The 19,321-nt window shown below is 55.8% G+C and carries 13 protein-coding genes; 9 read left to right on the top strand and 4 right to left on the bottom strand.

The window, feature by feature from the left end; genetic code table 11:
* Window positions 1–321, top strand: a 321-nt coding sequence (locus tag MK110_18825; protein MCH2213359.1) for a hypothetical protein, incomplete at its 5' end; no start/stop codon positions are given.
* Between the two features lie 17 nt (window positions 322–338).
* The gene (locus tag MK110_18820) at window positions 339–2,048 is read left to right on the top strand and encodes a Gfo/Idh/MocA family oxidoreductase (GenBank protein MCH2213358.1); all 1,710 of its coding nucleotides are present in this window, start codon (window positions 339–341) and stop codon (window positions 2,046–2,048) included.
* A gap of 182 nt (window positions 2,049–2,230) precedes the next feature.
* Here MK110_18820 and MK110_18815 read toward each other — a convergent pair whose 3' ends face one another.
* Both MK110_18815 and MK110_18810 read right to left on the bottom strand, forming a co-directional pair.
* Window positions 2,231–3,817: an FAD-binding oxidoreductase gene (locus MK110_18815; protein ID MCH2213357.1), complete on the bottom strand. Its 1,587-nt coding sequence runs from the start codon at window positions 3,815–3,817 to the stop codon at window positions 2,231–2,233.
* A 164-nt stretch (window positions 3,818–3,981) separates the two neighbouring features.
* Complete coding sequence (locus tag MK110_18810) at window positions 3,982–5,364, bottom strand: DUF1501 domain-containing protein (protein MCH2213356.1); 1,383 nt, start codon at window positions 5,362–5,364, stop codon at window positions 3,982–3,984.
* Between the two features lie 584 nt (window positions 5,365–5,948).
* Between MK110_18810 and MK110_18805 the strand changes: the two genes are divergently transcribed.
* From MK110_18805 to MK110_18785, 5 genes are read left to right on the top strand one after another with little or no spacing between them, the layout of a single operon-like run.
* Window positions 5,949–6,980: a hypothetical protein gene (locus tag MK110_18805; GenBank protein ID MCH2213355.1), complete on the top strand. Its 1,032-nt coding sequence runs from the start codon at window positions 5,949–5,951 to the stop codon at window positions 6,978–6,980.
* Complete coding sequence (locus MK110_18800) at window positions 6,977–8,200, top strand: amidohydrolase family protein (GenBank protein MCH2213354.1); 1,224 nt, start codon at window positions 6,977–6,979, stop codon at window positions 8,198–8,200. The genes MK110_18805 and MK110_18800 overlap by 4 nt, the downstream gene beginning before the upstream one ends.
* 6 nt (window positions 8,201–8,206) lie before the next feature.
* Window positions 8,207–9,442, top strand: a complete 1,236-nt coding sequence (locus MK110_18795; GenBank protein ID MCH2213353.1) for a methylaspartate ammonia-lyase — start codon at window positions 8,207–8,209, stop codon at window positions 9,440–9,442.
* Window positions 9,443–9,454: 12 nt separating this feature from the next.
* Window positions 9,455–10,516, top strand: coding sequence for a C45 family peptidase (locus MK110_18790; protein MCH2213352.1), 1,062 nt, complete (start codon window positions 9,455–9,457; stop codon window positions 10,514–10,516).
* Between the two features lie 33 nt (window positions 10,517–10,549).
* Complete coding sequence (locus tag MK110_18785) at window positions 10,550–13,141, top strand: PQQ-binding-like beta-propeller repeat protein (protein ID MCH2213351.1); 2,592 nt, start codon at window positions 10,550–10,552, stop codon at window positions 13,139–13,141.
* 229 nt (window positions 13,142–13,370) lie between these two features.
* Here the strand turns inward: MK110_18785 and MK110_18780 are convergent, their stop codons facing one another.
* A complete protein-coding gene (locus tag MK110_18780) occupies window positions 13,371–14,873 on the bottom strand; it encodes a M81 family metallopeptidase (GenBank protein ID MCH2213350.1) in 1,503 nt (500 codons plus the stop codon).
* 103 nt (window positions 14,874–14,976) lie between these two features.
* On the opposite strand from MK110_18780, the gene MK110_18775 reads away from it, so the two are divergent.
* Window positions 14,977–16,428 (top strand): Nramp family divalent metal transporter, encoded by a 1,452-nt coding sequence (locus MK110_18775; GenBank protein ID MCH2213349.1) that lies wholly within the window; start codon window positions 14,977–14,979, stop codon window positions 16,426–16,428.
* A gap of 147 nt (window positions 16,429–16,575) precedes the next feature.
* Window positions 16,576–17,646, top strand: coding sequence for a mandelate racemase/muconate lactonizing enzyme family protein (locus tag MK110_18770; GenBank protein ID MCH2213348.1), 1,071 nt, complete (start codon window positions 16,576–16,578; stop codon window positions 17,644–17,646).
* A gap of 50 nt (window positions 17,647–17,696) precedes the next feature.
* On the opposite strand, the gene MK110_18765 is transcribed toward MK110_18770, so the two are convergent.
* Window positions 17,697–19,061 (bottom strand): DUF1501 domain-containing protein, encoded by a 1,365-nt coding sequence (locus tag MK110_18765; protein ID MCH2213347.1) that lies wholly within the window; start codon window positions 19,059–19,061, stop codon window positions 17,697–17,699.
* Window positions 19,062–19,321 lie beyond the last annotated feature (260 nt).

Genomic DNA, 19,321 nt, shown 5'->3' with positions numbered 1-19,321 from the left:
TTTTGGTACGACGACCCGTACAAATTCTGCACAATGCTGTTTTTCGTAAAATTCTTCTCGGACTGGAGTCTTTCCACGACATGGGGAGCGGTGACCGACATCGGCGGACGTGCTACGGCAACTGTATTTGCATTCAACAACGCCATGGGAACAATCGGGGTGGTGCTGGCTCCTGCCTTATTTGGGTTTATCGCGGAATTTGCGGGCTGGCCACTGGTGTTTGTTACAGGTGCGGTCACGTACCTCCTCTGTGCGATTAGCTGGCTGCCGTTCAATTCAACAATTCCTGTTGTTGAAGACCAGCAACCCAACAACCAATAAAAAATGGAGACAGAACGATGAATGCGTTCGACGCTGCATCAAAGACTGTACAGGCGGCATTACAAACCGGGCAGGTCGGGCAACCCGTCGCCGCCCGTGTTACGGCTCACATGGACGCCGATCACGGGCAAATCGAATGGCTGATGACTCGGGTGCTCAGCGCGATGACAACCTGGTTTGACAGTCGTCCTCAGCGCATAACAGCGTTCGGGAGTGTCGAAGCGGGGAATGTAAGTACCCTAACGCTTTTCGAAAACGGTCAGTCCGCCCTGGTCTCGGTGGGTTGCTGCGCCGCGACTGATCCCTTGCTCGAACTCGTCGTGTGGGGCAATCACGGTATTCTTTCCTGGGAACACGAACGTGGCGTTCAGTCCGACTGGCAGCAGGAATCGGACCTGACGGACGTTGAAAAATCTCTTTGCCAACAGCTGCAGACATCGCTGCGTTCCGGATGTTCGGTACTGACAAGTGGTTCCGGATCGTCTCCGCCCGCTGCAGACAAATCGCATCGCATACGACCTGACCAGAGACATGCAGGTATGGCAGAGCCAGCTGAGCTCACGGCTCAGAAACCACCGTACGGTGTATTACTGGTTTCCGGTGATCACACTCATCAGGCCCAGTACGCTGTCAGTCTGGCGAATGATGATCGATGCCGGCTGATCGGCCTGACGGACGAACCCGACCTGCCACCTCGTCGCCGGCGACTCAATCAGCAACTGGCCGAACGACTGGGTATTCCGCTGCTGCCCGATCTTCACGATGCGATTCGGCGCGATGATGTGCACATCGTCAGTGTTTGTGCGGAACCATTTCGACGGGCCGGTATTATTGTGGATGCAGCACGCGCAGGAAAACACCTGTATCTGGACAAGCCACTTGCCGCCACACTCGAAGAAGCCGAGGCCATCCGGAAAGCGGTGCGCGAATCCGGCGTTGTCAGTCACATGTGGAGCTTCTCACACACTAACACAGCAGATCGGCTGCAGCGAGAACTCCGGTCCGACCGGCTGGGTGACCTGAGAGCGTTCCATGCAGACCTGTGTTTTGCCAAAGGCCCCGCTGGTACGGCAGCCCTGGAAAATCGGCGACACGAAAACCCGGCACCAACACGATATGAACTCGTGGAATCGAAACGCGAGCTGACAAACGTAGGAGTGTACTCACTGGTATCACTGCTGAGTTCACAGAACAGATCAGTACGACGCGTCTGTGCTACCACCGGAAACTATTTCTTTGGGGAACACCAGACAAACGACATGGAAGATTTCGGTCAGATGTTGCTGGAACTGGACGATGGTGTGGTGGCCACAATTTCAGCAGGGCGCACTGGCTGGCAGTCAAATCCAGGTGGCGGATTCGACCGTACCTGCCTGGTGGGAACCAGGCAGACATCAGTGGTAGACGCACATCGCCCCCGTGTCTCAGTGTGGGCAGATGCAGATCCCTGGGTCCCGCCGGAACGTGACCCTGAAGATCCGATGGGTATGTGGGGCGGGGCCCCAAGAGAGGATCAATTCATTCCACAACCTCGACAAACGTGGATCACACCACCAGAGCAGACAAATCGTGATGCTGCGTGGTTTCTGGACTGCATCGAAACCGGTCGCCAGAGCAACATCTCAGCAGACATCGCGGCGGCGGCCACCGAAATTCTTTTGGCCGTTTACCAGTCCGCGGCATCAGGAAAAGTCGTGGATTTGCCACTACCTCGAAATCCCGAATGACCGGCCGTATTTATGCAAGCAGATGAAAATTTATCACAGCAGAGCCAGGTACTGCTCCCTTTCGGTGATCTGTTGGGAGGACAATTTTCCGGCAGTCGCACGTCTGACCTGGCGTATGGAATTTCTGCTGGAAACTTCCGTCCCAAACCTGGCCGGTGAAACTCAGTCGACAGTTCTAGCACTCACTCCGGACTTCTGCCGTAACGATCCGGATCGGTGAACCGGAAGGGAGAAAAGAACTGCTCCGGATGGTAGTCCGGCTGACACGGTCTTCCCAGGATCAGGTTGACAATTGTCTGTCCGGCATTAAACGAAACAGCCGATCCGGCGCCGGCAAAGCCCCCCAGCATGTACAGCCCGCAGGAGTCGAGCAGGCCCACAACCGGATATTTATCCGGTGTCGTCGAAGTCGTACCGGTCCATTCATGAGTGACGTGCAGCGGAGCGGGATCCCAGTGTTTGCCAATCGCTGCACTTTCATAACGCGTTATGAAACGTGAGGGATCATTGCCGCCGATCTGCTGCTTTCTTACCGGAGTATGGTCGGAACCAAACACGATTCCGCCGGCAGCCACTCGGGAAAACCAGCCCAGCGGTCCACTCACGCCAATCCGCGGTGTCATCGACGAAGGACCACCTTGTGCATGCATCCCCTGCTCCCGATACGGTGTAATCAGGTCGGGAAATGGTGAGAGGAACTCTTTGAAGACGGACGGCGTATGAGATTCGGTAGCATTGACCACGTGCGGCGTTCGGATCGTACCGCGGTTGGTACGGACCAGGTAGAAAGAACCGTCGCGTTGAACTGACTGGACTACGGTACGTGTGAACAGGTCGACGTTCGGACTTCTCAAAGCAGCCGTCAGAAGCCCCCAGACCCATTTGGCCGGGTGCCAGGTGGCGCTGCCCTCAGACTCCGCACCGTCCAGGGTTGTCTTCACACCGCTGCGTGCCCGGACCTGCTCCGGAGAGTGGCGTACCCAGTCGGAATGGCCCATACGTCGGGCAAACTCAAAGGACGCCTCAAGATTCGGCTGCGCATGCGGATCAGTGAAGAACATCCAGCCATTTCGCGCGTAATCACAATCGATACTCTCGGACTCAATCGTGTGGGCAATCATTTCATGACTGGCCTGAACGGCCGTCACGTAGGTGTCGGCGAAAGCGGTGGCCCGTGCCTCGCGTTCCTCCGGTGACATTTGAGGATGTCTTTCCCGGAGGTACCTGAGAACGGGCTGATACACATAGTACCCGTGACAGGTTCCGCCGGCCATTACCACAATGCCGCCGTTGCGTCCGGCAGCCCCGCTCGCCGCTTCGTTGCGTTCGAGCACCACCAGCGGCTCGGATCCATATTTTGACCAGTGCCAGGCAACGGCCGCGCCCCCAAAGCCTGCCCCCACGACAACCACAGGGGCCGTTTCGGGCAGTCGGGCCTGTGGATCATTCGCCCATGGATGGTTCTCAAGTGGATTCTTAATCGTAAGCCAGTACGGCGTGTGCGAAATATCGGGATCCATTGTGACCCAGGGAAGAGAATCGGGAACCTCATACCACATAACATGCAGAGACCACAGAATCAGCCTGATGATTCGTACCGGCCATGGATGCTCCGCGTATCGAAGAGACATAAACTCCCGCGCTGACGTCATATCTCGCCAGCGCAAACCAGCCAGCAGACCAGCGGTGACCCGAAACCTGGTCAGAATCCCAGGCGGATCTCTGAGAATTTCTTCATCGGGCATCTCCTGAGAATTTGGCTTTCGCATTGTGTACTTCCGAAGTTCCTGCCAACTGAAGCTGAATCAAACGATGGACCAGCCAGGAAAATAAGAATACAGATCCCACCGCAAGCTGTGTTAGTGGATCTCATCCATAAAAACCAGGTTGGACTAAGTGTATGAGAGACTCCTGACCGAATCTTTGCACACTGCTATGTCATTAACCCTGGGACAACTTCACCTGGACACACAACCCGCGGTCGACCCTGCACATCACGCAGCTTCAATTTCGGCGGAAGTCCCAGCAGGTGATGCACGGTCGCCATCAGATCAACCGGCGACACCTCGTCCGAAGCAGGATAGGCCGCGTATCGATCCGAAGAACCGTACACAAACCCGTCCCGGGTACCGCCACCTGCAAGTACACTGGTAAAACAAAACGGCCAGTGGTCCCGGCCGTCTGCCCCCGTCCCGGCGTTGTTGGTGAATTGCCCGATTCTCGGCGTACGACCGAACTCACCGGTCCAGACCACCAGGGTTTCGTCCAGCAGTCCACGCTCCTGCAGATCGTCCAGCAGCGTAGAGAAGGCACGATCGGCCACAGGCATAAGCCGCTGCTTAAGGTCGACAAAGTTGCGACGGTGTGTATCCCAGAACAGACTGGGAGGATCGACTGTTCCGTCGTTGGGCCAAAAGACGGTTACCAACGGCACTCCTCGCTCGACCAGTCGTCGCGCCTGCAGTACCGTCTGCCCGTGCGGATTCTTTCCATAGCGGTCTCGGATGTCATCGGATTCAAGTTCGAGATCAAACGCATCCGACGCCGTTGCGTCACTCAATATTTCAAACGCTCGCCGATAATACCGATCCATGGTCGCGATCGACGATTCACTGTGCTGCTGCAGTCGTACCTTGAGAGACTCCAGCAACTGACGCCTCCCGTCCAGGCGGGACACAGTGATCTCGGGATGCAGGTCGTAATCACCACCGACCCGGTAGTCGGGTCCGTTTGGATCCGCTTCGATCATCATTGGAGCGTAGCCGCGCCCCAACCATCCGCCCGACTGTCCGTGACTGGTCTCAATGAACTGAGGTACGTTGTTATCGAGTTTCGGCCGCAAGGACACGAAGGGTGGCATCGCCCCGTCGCTGTGTCCGGCCTTCGCCATCACTGATCCCAGAGGTGGCCAGTCGTCGGCAAAGTCTCCGCTGGACGGCGGAAGCTGACCTGTCAGCATGACGTGCGGCGCTCTGGCGTGGTCAAGTTCTCCATGCGTCATCGAGCGAATGACTGTGAGTTTGTCCGTCCGACTCGCGAGCATTGGAAAATGCTCGCTGATTTGAATACCCGGGACACGCGTCGGAATTGGCTTAAATTCACCGCGTATTTCTGCGGGCGCCTGCGGTTTGAGGTCCCAGGTGTCCTGATGCGCCGGTCCACCCCACATAAACAACAGGATACAGGACTTCGCCCCGCCAAACGTTCCGGACGGCACAGTCGAGGCAGCCGCTTGACGCAGTCGAAGCAGTTCCGGCAACGACAGCCCGAACAGCCCCACACTCCCGGCTTTCAGGATCGAACGCCGATGGAACAAAACAGACTCCTGTATCGATAGGAAAATTGATCCGGCCGGGATCGTTGGGGCTGATTTTCCAGGATCGTCAGTACATTTTCAAGAACATTATGGAGCACCACAACTCCGGTAACCGCCTGGATGTTTATCGTTTCATGATCGGGCCGGAAGACTCCATTCTGACGCGTAATCCAGACCACCAGCCGGTGTGTGACAACAGTTACGGAAACCACGATGATATGGGTCCTGCTGCCCGCACGACGATGTTATCCTTCGAACGTCACGGACAATCACTCCAAATTGTCCGACCGAACACCAGCAACCGGCCGCATTTGCCAATCTTACAAATGCCCTCGGAAAACTCAGCGGGAACACTGTCAATTGTCCTGGCAGAATGCATTGCTGTGTTCTGCGTCTGAACCAGATAACGAATCGGAATGATGACACCAGACGTATAGAAAAAGTCAGCCCCGTCTGTGCGTTGAGGTTGATCCGTGATTCCGTCATGATGTCGGATCAACGTCAAAGGAAGGGGCTCACATGCACAGAATACTCAGCCAAAATCTGGTGATTCAGCGTAAACAGTGTCTGGAAAGGACGGAGTAATGGCTGAAATTCTTCGCACAGAACTCATCGGCAGCTACGCGCTGCCTGGCTGGTTGTCCATCGCGCTGGAACGCCACGCAGATCTGGGGGAAACAGATCTGCGAGAAACACTCGACGACGCAGTGCGACTGGCGGTACTCGATCAACAGACCGCGGGACTCGACGTCCTTACGGACGGCGAAATGCGCCGTCGCGACTTCATCCAGAACTTCTACGGTCGTTTTACGGGTCTGCGTACGCTCCCGCCGAAGCGGCGTTTCGGTGCGGCAGGCTATGATCAAAACCCACTGCACGAAGTAATTGACAGGGTCACCGCTCCTCAGGGACTTGGTATCGTCGAAGAACTTGTGTTCCTCCGATCAATCACACAAGAACCGGTCAAGGTCTGCGTTCCCGGCCCGATGACCCTTGCCCTGCCGTTACAGATAATCAACGGGTATGCAAACGAGGATGAGCTTCTGGAAGACATGGCCCAAATTGTGAACGCGGAGATGAAAGCTCTGGTGGCGGCCGGGGCAACGTCTTTGCAGATCGACGAGCCACGCTATGCCACTTCCGGTGAGGACGTCAAACGCCTGGTGAACCTTTTCAACCGTACTCGCGAAGGAGTGGCAGCGAGAGTCGGGCTCCACCTGTGCTTCGGCAACTTTAAGGGCCGCGCGCGGGACCGTCGCGACTATGCACAGTTGTTCCCGTTGATTCTGGAAGCAAACTGCGATCAGTTCAACCTGGAATTTGCCAACCGTGAGTTTTCGCAGATTGAACTGCTTCAACATTTTCGCCCGGATCAAAAGATCGGTTTCGGGGTCATTGACGTGAAATCGTACTTCGTGGAGACCCCGCAAGATGTCGCCACCGCCATCCGCGGCGCTCTGCAGTATGCGTCTGCCGAAAATCTGATCATTACACCGGACTGCGGATTGAATCATTGTCCCCGTCACATCGCACTGCAAAAAATGCAGTCACTGGTAGCCGGGGCGGCTGAGGTTCGGAACGAAATCCTGGGAAGTGCTGCGGAAAGCAAATCATGAATACTGAGAGTCTCTGCTTCCGTAACGCCAATGTCGTTGACGTTGAACAGGGCACAATCGTGCGACAATCGGTCGTCGTCGAACAGGGCGTGATTGCATCCGTGGACGAATCTCCGCAAGAGAACAATCTGGCGGAAATCGATGCTTCTGATCTCTACCTGTGCCCCGGCCTGATCGATTGTCACGTCCATTTCTTTCTGGACTGTGGAAATGCTCCGCGCACTTCCTATCTGGAGGTTTCCGACGAAATCCGCATTCAATGGGCCAAACACAACGCCCGTGTCGCCATCGAATCTGGCATCACCACAATGCGTGACATGGCAGCACCGGCGCCTCTTATGTTCGAGTTCCAGCGTCAGGTCGAAAGTGGCGATGTGCTCGGACCACATATTATCAGCTGCGGCTTCGCCCTCATGCGACCCGGCGGTCACTGCCACTGGATGGGTGGCGGCGAAGTCACGACCGTGGAAGAAGTTCGTCAGCTGATCGAATGGCATCTGGAACAGGGGGCCGGTTTTGTGAAACTGATGGCTTCCGGTGGCGGGTTGACCCCCGGTACCGTGCCACACGAAGCCGATCTGCCTCTGGAACTGATGCGTGAGGCCTCGGACGTTGCACACGCCAACGGAATACAGATTACAGCCCACTGTCACGCAACCGAGAGTATCGAACGCGCAATTCAGGCCAATCTGGACATGATCGAACATATCAATTTTGTCGAACCGCCTGGACGTTACCGATACGACGAAGAAATCACATTGCGGATTCGAGACCACGGAATTGTGGCAAGTCCAACGGTGTTCAGTGCACTCCAGACAGCCAAACGTTTTCAAAAAGCGGGCAGGGCACACAATTCCGGAGACGTGGCTGCCGTCGAACGGCTGGAAGGTCGGCTCACCAACACAGCGCATTTCCATCGGCTGGGTCTCAAAATTATCGGCGGTACCGACTGTGGTGCGACTGATACCTACTTTGACTCACTGGTTGACGAAATCATTGCCTACACGGAAGCAGGCCTTTCGACAGCCGAGGCGTTACGCACCGTAACAAGCGACGGTGCCCGATTTCTGAACATCCCGAAAGTCGGAGCAGTCAGGGAGGGTTATCGCGCCGATCTCACACTGCTCGATGCCAATCCCCTTGACGATCTGAACCGTCTGCGGAAGCCGGCCAAAGTCTTCAAGTCCGGGCGACTTGTCCACGAACTTCCGACGGAGTGAGAATCCATGCAGATCACCAAAGCTATTGTCGTTCCGGCTCGGGGAGGTCACTACAACGAAGACCTCGATGAAATCCGCGCGGGCGCTCAGCGGGACGGCTATTTCTATGAGGGACAACCTCAGGCCCAAGGCTTCACATCTATCCGCCAGCCCAGTGAGGCGTTCTCGATCATCCTGATCCTGGACAACGGTGGAATCACAGTCGGTGACGGAATGAGTGTTGCCTACTCGGCTGCCGGCGGCCGTACCGGACGATTTTCTGTCAAAGAACAAATTCCGTTCGTGCAGGATGTCTGTAACTATCTCGAGGGCCGACCCGTCAAAACTTTCACGGAGATGTGCGCTGAGCTGGAAGCACAGACGTTCGACGGAGGACTTCATCGTGCAGCGGCTTTCTACGGAGCAACACAGGCTCTTGTCCAGGCCGCTGCAGTCAACGAAGCAAAGACTCCGGCAGAAGTACTGGCCGCGTACTTTGGGGTCTCTGTCTCCGACCGCATGATTCCCATCAACGTCCAGTGCGGTGAAGAACGTGACACGGGTGTCGACAAAGCGATCCTCAAGAGAGCCGATGTGTTACCTCACGGTCTCATCAACGACATGGAGGTACTTGGAGCGAACGGCGAACGATTACATGACTACATCAGCTGGATTGTGAAACGCATTGCCAAATATGGCAGCGATGATTACCTGCCCGAATTTCACATCGATGTCTATGGAATGATCGGCGTCGCATTTGAACAGCAGGTCGATCGCATGGCTGACTATATCGCTTCGCTTCACGACGCAGCCGGACCGTACCGCCTGTGCCTTGAAACGCCCGTTTTAATGAGCAGCCGCGACGCACAGATCGAACTCTTCAGCGCACTGCGTGAGGCCCTGAAAAAACGTGGCGTCCAGGTACCGCTGATCGTTGACGAATGGGCAAATGATCTTGACGACATCCGCGCATTCATCGCCGCCGGCGCGACCGACATGGTCAATGTGAAAAGCCCGGATCTTGGAGCCATCACAAATGCCGGGCAGGCAATACTGGACTGTCTGGCCGGAGGCGTGCGCCCAATTCTGGGTGGCTCCTGTACTGACACCGATCAGTCGGGACGCATGATGGCCCACCTGGCACTGGCCGTTAAACCGGCGTGGGTGCTGGCTCGACCTGGCATGGGGATCGACGAAGGCCTGCAGATCGTACACAACGAAATGACACGTACGCTGGCGGTCATTGCTGCAGGCAAAGCATAAACAGGTAACAACATGGCACCGTTTCACGTCGTTGAACTGCGAGGCACAAGCAGAGAGCGTGGCGAACAGTACGGCCGCACGCTGAGAAAGCCGATCGAACGCGCGATTGAATTTTACGGTTCTTTTTTTCGGAAGCAGCTCGGTTTTGATCGCACAGAGGTTCGACGCCGGTCCGCCCTGTTCATCGAGCCAACATCGCGGCTCAGTAAAGAGCTGATCACAGAATATGAAGGCATTGCCGCGGGTTCCGGACAAACACTCGAGGATATTTTTTCGATCTCAGCCCGTTACGAAATCACGTTTGAAGAGTACGCGCTGGGAGAATGCTCCAATGTTTACGTGGGCCCCGAACATTCAGCAACCGGTCACTGTTTGCTTGGGCAAAGCTGGGACTGGCGCCCCGAGGTCATGGACTTCCGGGCAATCGTCAAAGCACACTGCGACGATCTCCCCGACCACATTATGATTACGGAATGCGGACAACCGGGTAAGTATGGTTTTAACGAACACGGAATCGGAGTGGTGGCCGCCGGATTGAATTGCGAGGAAAAGACCAGCGTGGGAGACCAGTTGTTCGTTGCTTTGGGACGAGTCGCTCTGCAGGCACAGACGCTTTCTGCAGCCTGTCAGGTTTTGGAAAACTTCGCTCCACGAGCAACCGTCAATTGTCTCCTTGCTGACTCATCAGGAGACGCCGCTAATTTTGAATATGCCCCGCATAAGGTCGCACGCCGTGACCTGGCTCACAACGAAGTCTACTGGCACACCAACCACTGCCGCGAAGTCGACGAACCCACTGAGTTCGAAAACAGTCTGGTGCGCGGTGAGCGCTGGACTGAGCTAACAAAGAACCCGAATGCCGTCACGCCGGAACTGGTCCAGGAGTGGCTTGCCGACCGCAGCTCGTCAACACATTCAATTTGTCAGCTTGTGGACCTTTCCCAGCCGGATTCGCCTACACGGATTCAGACACTCGCCTCAATCGTGCTCGATCTGACATCACGTACGATGTGGGCCAGTGACGGACCGGCATCGGAAACACCCTATCAGAGCTTTCGACTTTCGGAAGACTGAGCTCAGCTCGCGGAATTCAAACAGGGAGATCTCGTGCAGTTGACTTCTGACTTAACAAATATGAATCAGCGAGCTGGTTCATACGCACTGTTCGTCATCATGTTTGTAGTCACCTTGTCGGACTGCACTTATGCTTCTGAAGAAAGTCGCGGCCCGGATGGTGTCCGCATGGCAAAGTTCACTGACATGCGGACGGAACAGGTAACCGCCCGGTGGCGCAGTCTCTCACGAATCGCAGCTGAGCAACTGATGCAGGGGCCCGGAGATGGTCAAGTCATCATTCTTGACGCACATCATGTCGGGCGGAACGGGCATTTTACTGTAGGAATCCGGACCAGTTTTAACGAGGTTCCCCGGCTCCGGGGCCTCGTCCTCACAAACACACCAATTGACTCTGCAGCATTGGAATCCCTGCATCAGATTCCGGAACTGGAGTTTCTCGACCTGTCGGGAACCACCATCGACGATGCGGCACTGGAACATGTCAGCCGACTTCAGTATCTGCGCACGCTTGACCTCAGTTTCACCCAAGTCTCAGCAGCCGGACTTGCGCACCTGGAAAAACTCAATAACCTGCAAACACTGATTCTCAAGGGCCGACAGATCACGGATACATGGCTCAGCACCGTCGGCAAACTACGCTCGCTGCAGGAACTGCATATCACCGACGCTCAGATTTCAGATGACGGACTCGCTGCCCTCACGCCCCTCAGGGAGCTTCGCGCTGTCGCTCTGGGAGGTACACCAGTCACCGGATCCGGACTGGACCACCTGCGGGGTCTTCGCAATCTCCGGCTTCTGGACGTGTCCAACACAGAACTGGACAACAAGGGTCTCGCCACAATCTCCTCTTTGGACCAACTGACCGCGCTCAGCGTGGAATTCTGTGGGTCACTGACCGGTGACGGACTTGTCCATCTAACGAAGCTAAGCGGGCTGCAGGCGTTAAGTCTCCGCCAGACAGGATTCCGCAATCGCTTCACCGGAAAAATCGTACGAAACATTGCTCCGCTCAAACGACTGGAGGTCCTCGATCTGTTCGCAACAGCAATCGACGACGACGCACTCGTTCACCTCGCTGCGCTCGTCGAACTGAGAGAGCTCGATCTCAGCCTCACAAAAGTGACCGATCCAGGGCTCGTCCACCTCGCCAACCTCCCACAGCTGGAAAAGCTTTCGATCGATTCGCACGCGGGCTTCAGTAAGCCCGTTGTCACGGACGAAGGTCTGAAGACGATCTCTCGTCTCCAAACACTCGAGTCTCTGAGCCTCGTGGGGGCTCGAGTCACCGCCGCCGGCGTCCGGGAACTGAAAACGGCACTGCCAAAACTTCGGACACTGCGTCGGGAGGGTGAAGATCTAAGCTCGCCGGCCGTGGTAAATCGCGGTAATACGACACCGATCGAACGCGACGGATCCTGGCCCGGATGGCGTGGTCCCAATCGAAACGGTCAATCAAACGAGACCGGACTACTCTCTTCATGGAGCACCGATGGACCGCCGCTGGCGTGGAGCGTCTCAACAGTCGGGAAAGGCTGGGCATCGGTCGCCGTTGCCGATGGAGCAATTTATACGATTGGTAGAGCGACTGTTCAAAGCGAGGACCAACCGTCCGAGGTCTTTGTCATTGCTCTGGCGGTCAGCGACGGAAGTTTACTCTGGAAACGCTCCGTCGGCAGGACCGACAGGAACGCGATGTCGACCCCTATCGTCGATTCCGGACTCGTCTTCGCGCTGGATCCTGACGGCGCACTCCGGTGTCTGGACGCGACAACCGGCGATCAGGTGTGGAGTCGCCATTACGTCGACGATTTCGGCGGCAGGCCGCCGCAGGGACGGGGATTCGCGGAAACACCGCTGGTTGATCGGGGACGACTGATCTGCACACCCGGTGGTCAGCAAACAGGCATCGTCGCCCTGGACATGCAAAGCGGGAACCTGATCTGGGAACAACCTCTGCCTGACTTCGGTACTTCCACTCGCGACGAACCGTGCTTCGCCTCACCTCTGGTCACTGAGATTGCCGGCAGGCGAATCTATATCGTTACCATCGGCCGCGGTGTGGCAGTCATCGACGCAACAGACGGAACATTTCTCTGCGGTTATGACGGACTCGACGGTTTCACCATCTCGACGCCGGTGGTACGGGAAGATCTTGTGTTCAGTTCAATCGGATCCGGCACCGGAAGTGCGCTCATCCGACTGGTGCCAAACACGACTGGCGGAATTGACGTGAACGAACAATATTCGCTTGCTGCCGGCAGGTTTCAAAATCAGCACGGTGGATTCGTGCTTGTTGGCGACTCGATCTTTGGTGGCCACGGCAACAACAACGGACTGCCAACCTGTATCGACGTCGCAACAGGAGAAATTCTTTGGAAGACTCGTGGTCCGGGAACCGGGTCAGCGTCCGTCATTTATGCGGATGGACACCTTTATTTCCGTTACCAGGACGGTGTCATGGCACTGATCGATGCGTCACGGGACGGTTACAGACTCAAAGGATCGTTTCAAATCCCCGGGGCAGGCCGGGAACGATGGGCTCACCCGGCCATTGCCGGAAAACGACTGTATCTGCGAGAGCACGAGCACCTGTTCGTTTACGATCTTCGTATCCGCCCGTGATCAATTTTCAACTGTGACTGACTTTGTATTTGTATTCGAATTGTGCCGCAGGGCGGGGCGATCATCAGTCATGCCCGCGAACTCAGGCCCAAAATGACAACACTCCTGAGCCCGGCCGCTAATCCACGCTGCAGTTCGGCAGATACTGGCTGTTATGTATCTTCGTGTTACGCGATCGAACACGGAGCTGTTCAAAAAGAGTCTGGGACCTGCTGCAAATGAAACCCCGTCACTGCAGAAGTGTCGGCTGAAGTCCTGGAATTTCAGCATTGGCAGGGAAATAAGGTCCATTGATTTTTTTGTATCGGACGTGTTTCAGGGTGGGAGGAGTTGGACCAGGCGTGTCCAGTATGATCACCTGCCTGGCAACGTCCCCATAGGCCACCCGGTAATTCATGGGATTCTTTACCACAATAAATTTTGCATCGACCGGGTTGAGATCTGCGGCGCGAAACTGCTCATCGGCCCAGTCGTAAGTTGCCCGGCTCATCACAAGAACCCGAACGGCTCCGATTCGAAAGACAGCAGTTGGCCCCATGTGTTCCTGATGTCCTTCCCACTGACCTCCCGTGTAAACAAACCTGCCGTCAAGCAGACTTTCTATTTCACCATCGAATTTCCGCGAATTTCCCCAGCGAGGATCGAGCTTGTGGCCGAGTTCCAGGGAGATTTTCGCCCCTGTTCCTGACGCGTGGCACACCGCCGCCGCATCCGGATCAACAAGCGGCACAATGGAAAATTCATCCGTGCCGCTGTCCACCAGCGCTGACAATGCTGCAATGCTGTCTCCGGCTGCTCCGCCTCCACAACAATCTGCCGTTTCAACAAGAATCACCGGGCCACCATCAATACTCATTCCAGCTTCGATCGCATCCCTGGGCGACACAGTTTTCGGTTCCAGATCATGTCGTCGTTCCCAGTATCGCTGTGCAATCTCTGTCGCCAGACTCTCTGCCAGTTTCGGGTCATCGTCAGTAATAACCAAGCCGCCACTGCCCATATTTTCACAATCCATATACGCATGCAGCAGGAACAGGCTGGTGGAAAGCACACGGTCACGCTGCTCCAGTGACTTTGTGAATCGCATCAGATCCGCAAACGGGTCGTCATCCAGTGTCGAACCGTGAATGGCACTGGTGAGGACAGGTACCTTCGCCATCGCCATTGTCGGACGGCAACGACCGGCAAGTATGTCCAGCAGCAGACGCACGCCCCGCTGTCCCGTGGAAAACTGGTCATGATGAGGATAGGTTTCCCAGGCCAGCAACCCGTCCGCATGACGGACCATTTGCTGGGTCACATGAGCGTGCAGATCCAGGGTAACCACGATGGGGACATCGGGACCAACAAGCCGGCGGGCTGCCTCAATCATGTCGCCCTCCGGATCATCCACACCTTCGGCCAGGGCGGCCCCGTGGAGTGGCAGCAATACTCCGTCGACAGGCAGTGAGGCACGGAGCCGCTCGAGCCATTCGCTGCGCAACTGTCTGTAGCACTCCTGAGTGATTGGACCGGCGGCACATGCCGACGCATAAATCAGAGGCACGGGTTCAGCACCTGCTTCGGAAAGTTCAGCCAGCATGCCACCCACGACACTGGACGTCAGCTGCAGAACTTCATCATCACGATACAGCCCGGAATCTTCGTAGACGGCTATTTCGATAGGCAGACCGCCCAGATGATTGCACTCCGTCAGAATCCCGCCTATAGCGATACGTTGAGTTGTATTCATCATTGACCAATCGACTTCTCTTTGCTCAAACCGGACGAAAACCGGACCGGCACGGGTTATCATACAGGATGAAATCGAAGGCGTATTCCGTTGGGGCGGCATCTTGACACAAACGAATGACTTATTCCCTGAACCACCACAGCGTCTCAGTTCGCTTAACTTCCGGAGCGTTCTCACATTTGTCGGCCCCGGATTGATTATTGCGTCTGTCACAATCGGCAGCGGTGAACTGGTGGTGGCTTCACGCAGTGGCGCCGTGTTTGGATACCAGTTGTTGTGGTGTTTTCTGCTTGCCGGAGTGTTCAAGGGAGTGCAGGTCTATGTGGCAGCACGTCACATTACCCTGACGGGTGAACATCCCATGGTCAGCTGGAAATCACTGCCTGGTCCACCGTCATGGTTTCCACTGCTGATCGCTTTGCCCACCGTCATGGTAATGCCACTGGCGTTTTCGGCAATCTCAGAGATCCTCGGCGGTTATGTGAGGGAACTCACCGGTATTTCCAGCAATGACACTGCGGTTGGTCCGTTCGGCGGATTCGAGTTCTGGAATAATTTTTGGGCCACGGCCGTTCTCACAACATGCCTTGCACTGGCACTGAGTTCCAGTCAGCAAACGCTGGAACGCGTATCAGCATTTGTCATCGGTCTCATCGTGCTCAGTTCTGTGATTTCCATCATGATGTGCCAGCCAACGTCTACGGGATTCCTCTCGGGATTGTTTGTTCCGTCCGTTCCGGATTACCAACCCTGGGTTGAAAAAACGTATGAGGGATTTCGTGGCCGCAGCCCGTGGCTGGAAGTGGCACTGTATCTGGGTGCCGTTGGCGGCGGCACATACGACTACCTGGGATACGTGGGGATGCTCCGCAAAAAAAAATGGGGACTCTCCGGCACCGAAGGAGCTCCCCGCGAAACGCTGGAGACTCTCAGCGATCAGCAGGTCACCTGGGCAAGAACATGGACACGGGCTGCACTGCTGGACACCGTGGTGTCGTTTACCAGCGTGGTTCTGGTCACACTGCTTTTCGCCGCACTGGGAGCCCTGCTGCTGCATTCTGCTCACAAAATTCCCGACGATAACATGCTGTTGAGTCAGCAGGAGTCATTTCTCACTCAGGTACATCCGCAGCTTCGCTGGCTGTACAGAGCCGGCGTGTTTATGGCTTTCATCGGAACCTTATACGGTGCATTTGAAATTTATCGCTACACCGTTGTGGAAAGTGCGCGGGCACTGCTGCCCAGGTGGACGCAGTCCGGACATCTTCGTGCATGGCAAAACGGAACAGTGGCATTTTGTTTCGGAGGCGGGATCATTATGATCTGGCTGCCCGAAGGGATCGCCGGAAACGTTCTGGGTAAAATGACGTTTGGTGCGGTGATTGGTGGAGCAACATTGTGCGGATTGTGGTGTCTCGCAATGCTGTGGACCGACGCAACGAGATTGCCGCCGCGTCTGAGAATGAATCGAGGCCTGTGGGCGGTCACACTCATTGCAGGCATTACAATGACAGCACTCGGCGTCCAGACACTGGTCGCATTCTTTTCATCTTAGGCAGGTACATCAGCACCCGACCCCCGGTACGATGCACTGCTGAATGAGTTCATCAGTCCTGAATCATTCAACGGTGCGTACCGCAATCGACACGTTTCCGGCTGCGACTCGTCTCAGAACAGCTTTTGCAGTGCAAAGAAATCCATGATGATCACTGATTACACACTTCATCGTCTCCATTTGCCCCTGCGAGAACCGATCGGCGACTCTCAGGTGCGATTTGTGGATCACTGGATGACGGTCGTGGAACTCCATTCGGACTCCGGCCGGTCCGGCGTTGGCTTTCAGATTCAGCAGGGAATACCGACAGCGAGTCTCACGGATCTCAACATACAGTTTGACTACGGCATCTGGCCGAGTCTTAAGGACGAGCAGCCCATTGGTCTGGCTCAGCGAATGACACGACCACGCGGAGGAAACGTGGGCGGTGGATACCTGACAACCGCCGTGGAAACCGCGTTGTGGGACCTGATCGCAAAACAACAGGATCAACCCCTGTACAAAATTCTGGGTGGTGAGAATCCCCGGGTTCCGGCATACGCAAGTACCCTGGATTTTCACCTCGACGATCGACAGTTCAGGAGCAAGCTGGAAAGATTTCACCAACTGGGGTTCACGAACGCAGTGAAGACAAAAGTCGGTCACCCGGATATCGAATGGGATCTCCGGCGACTGGCAATTGTAAAGGACGTAATGGGTGCCGATGTTCGAATCATGGTTGATGCCAATGAAGCGTGGACCGTCAAAGAAACGCTGATTCGACTGAACACCTACCACGATGCCGGACACGACATTTTCTGGATAGAAGATCCGATTACGCGAGACGACTACGCGGGTTATTCCACACTCTGTACAGAGTTGCCGTTCACTCGGATCAACACGGGTGAATATCTTGGATATTCCGGCAAACGTCGACTGCTGGAACACAACGCTGTGGATGTGCTCAACGTGCATGATTCCGTCAGCACCACCCGTGCCGCCGCGTGGCTGGCTGCCGACTACGGCGTGCCGGTTTCACTGGGTAACACGGTACTGGAACTGGGAGTTCACCTTGCCGCGAGCCTGCCGGAATGCCTTTGCATGGAGTTTTCCGACATCATCTGGAATGAAATTGCGGTGGACCCCGTTCGCTTCGAGGACGGATTTGCGATCGCTCCCGATCGGCCCGGTCATGGCATCGAACTTGACCGTGACAAGACAGCTTTCTATGCAGCTTAATCCACTCTGCAGAACCGTTCGGTCTCAATCGTTATCGTCAACAGAATCGATCACAACAACTGGGAGATCGGTGAGCCTCCGGAAAGCACCGGAACCGGGCGACCCGATAAATCTGTGAACTCGTGCCCACAGTCGATTCCCAGGTGTCGGTACACGGTCGCCAGCAGATCCTGGGGCGTCACCGGATCATGCATGGGATATTCGGATTTGGAACTGGTCTGACCAACAACCTGCCCCATCCGCAGTCCACCACCGGAAATCAGTGCACTGAACGAATTCGGCCAGTGATCTCGTCCCAGTCCGATTTGATTTGAGAAATTTTTGGCGGCATGAGTGACTCGGGGAGTTCGACCAAATTCACCGCAGGCAACGACCATCACATTCCGGTGCAGTCCGCGGCTGAACAGATCGTTGATTAATGCCGTCAGTGCCTGGTCCATCTGCGGCAGTCGTTCGCGCTGAGCATAATCCAGATGAAACGCTCCCGCATGGTCATCCCAGCTGAAATGCTTTGTGGTATTATTAGGAGCCGTCGCGTCGATGTTAATTACGGCCACTCCGGACTCAGCAAGCCGCCTGGCCAGCAGACAGCTTTGCCCCCAGCGGTGATGTCCGTAACGTTCCCGAACTTTGGGAGACTCTCTACTCAAATCAAAAGCGTCGGCCACCCGGGGACTCGTCAAAATACTGAACGCCGCATCTCGAAATCTATCTGCTCCGTAACCGGCCTGATCACGGACCGCCCGAAAATGATCGAATTGCTGTAACAGACTCCTGCGATCATCGAGTCGCTGATTATTGACACCCGCAGCAAGCGTCAGATTGGGGGGGGCGAAATTCGGTCGGGACGGGTCACCTGTTTCAAAAGCACGGTGACTAACACCCAGATATCCGGGATTGGTCATAAACGGCGCCTTTTGCACGCCAACATATTGTGGCATTCCATCACGGCGTGCCCCACGAAGTCGACTGGCAATCATGCCAAAATCAGGATGCTGCGACCTGGCCTGAGACGTCGGGTCCGGAACCACGGGAGTCTTGCCGGTCAGCATCTCAATGCTGCCATCGTTGTGAGCCGACATCTCGTGATGCAACGAACGAATGATCGAAAATTTTTCAGCAATTTGTGCCTGCAGCGGCATGTATTCGCAGACATCGATCCCGGGCACATTGGTGGAAATCGGATGCAGCGGCCCTCGATAATCACTGGGAGCATCAGGTTTCATATCCCACGTTTCCAGCTGACTGGGACCACCCCACATCCAAAACAAAATCACCGAGGTATCACAATTCGGAGATCCGGCTCCGGCCCGAAGTTGCAGCAGAGTCGGCAACGTGATTCCGCCCAGTGCAAGCGTTCCCACCCGCATAAACTCACGTCTTCTCACCGGTCCGCTGCAGCCTGGTTGATCCATCTGACATCCCTCGCAGTCTCCGATAACCAGTCCGGACGTTGCGGTAGCCGGCTATCGATGCTTCTAGATCATGACCGTAGCACTGTTTTCATCCAGGGAGCCTATCCAACCACGACTTCTCCACCGACTGCAATCCATAGTTTCATCCGACCCAGCCACATTACCTGCACCGAAGATATCTGTTTCAGCGGGATGTCGCGTTTCGCCTCCTTCAGCAGCCGGGTCGCCCATCGGTACCGCAAGAACCTGGTCCGACGACA

Source organism: Fuerstiella sp. (assembly GCA_022447225.1).
Lineage (GTDB): Bacteria > Planctomycetota > Planctomycetia > Planctomycetales > Planctomycetaceae > S139-18.
This window is presented reverse-complemented; position numbering and strand designations above follow the sequence as displayed.

Bases quoted from the DNA above. Each gene is read 5' to 3' on its own strand.
- MK110_18820 (MCH2213358.1), top strand. From the start codon at position 339: ATGAATGCGTTCGACGCTGCATCAAAGACTGTACAGGCGGCATTACAA.
- MK110_18815 (MCH2213357.1), bottom strand. From the start codon at position 3,817: ATGCGAAAGCCAAATTCTCAGGAGATGCCCGATGAAGAAATTCTCAGA.
- MK110_18805 (MCH2213355.1), top strand. From the start codon at position 5,949: ATGGCTGAAATTCTTCGCACAGAACTCATCGGCAGCTACGCGCTGCCT.
- MK110_18800 (MCH2213354.1), top strand. From the start codon at position 6,977: ATGAATACTGAGAGTCTCTGCTTCCGTAACGCCAATGTCGTTGACGTT.
- MK110_18795 (MCH2213353.1), top strand. From the start codon at position 8,207: ATGCAGATCACCAAAGCTATTGTCGTTCCGGCTCGGGGAGGTCACTAC.
- MK110_18790 (MCH2213352.1), top strand. From the start codon at position 9,455: ATGGCACCGTTTCACGTCGTTGAACTGCGAGGCACAAGCAGAGAGCGT.
- MK110_18780 (MCH2213350.1), bottom strand. From the start codon at position 14,873: ATGAATACAACTCAACGTATCGCTATAGGCGGGATTCTGACGGAGTGC.
- MK110_18770 (MCH2213348.1), top strand. From the start codon at position 16,576: ATGATCACTGATTACACACTTCATCGTCTCCATTTGCCCCTGCGAGAA.
- MK110_18765 (MCH2213347.1), bottom strand. From the start codon at position 19,061: ATGGATCAACCAGGCTGCAGCGGACCGGTGAGAAGACGTGAGTTTATG.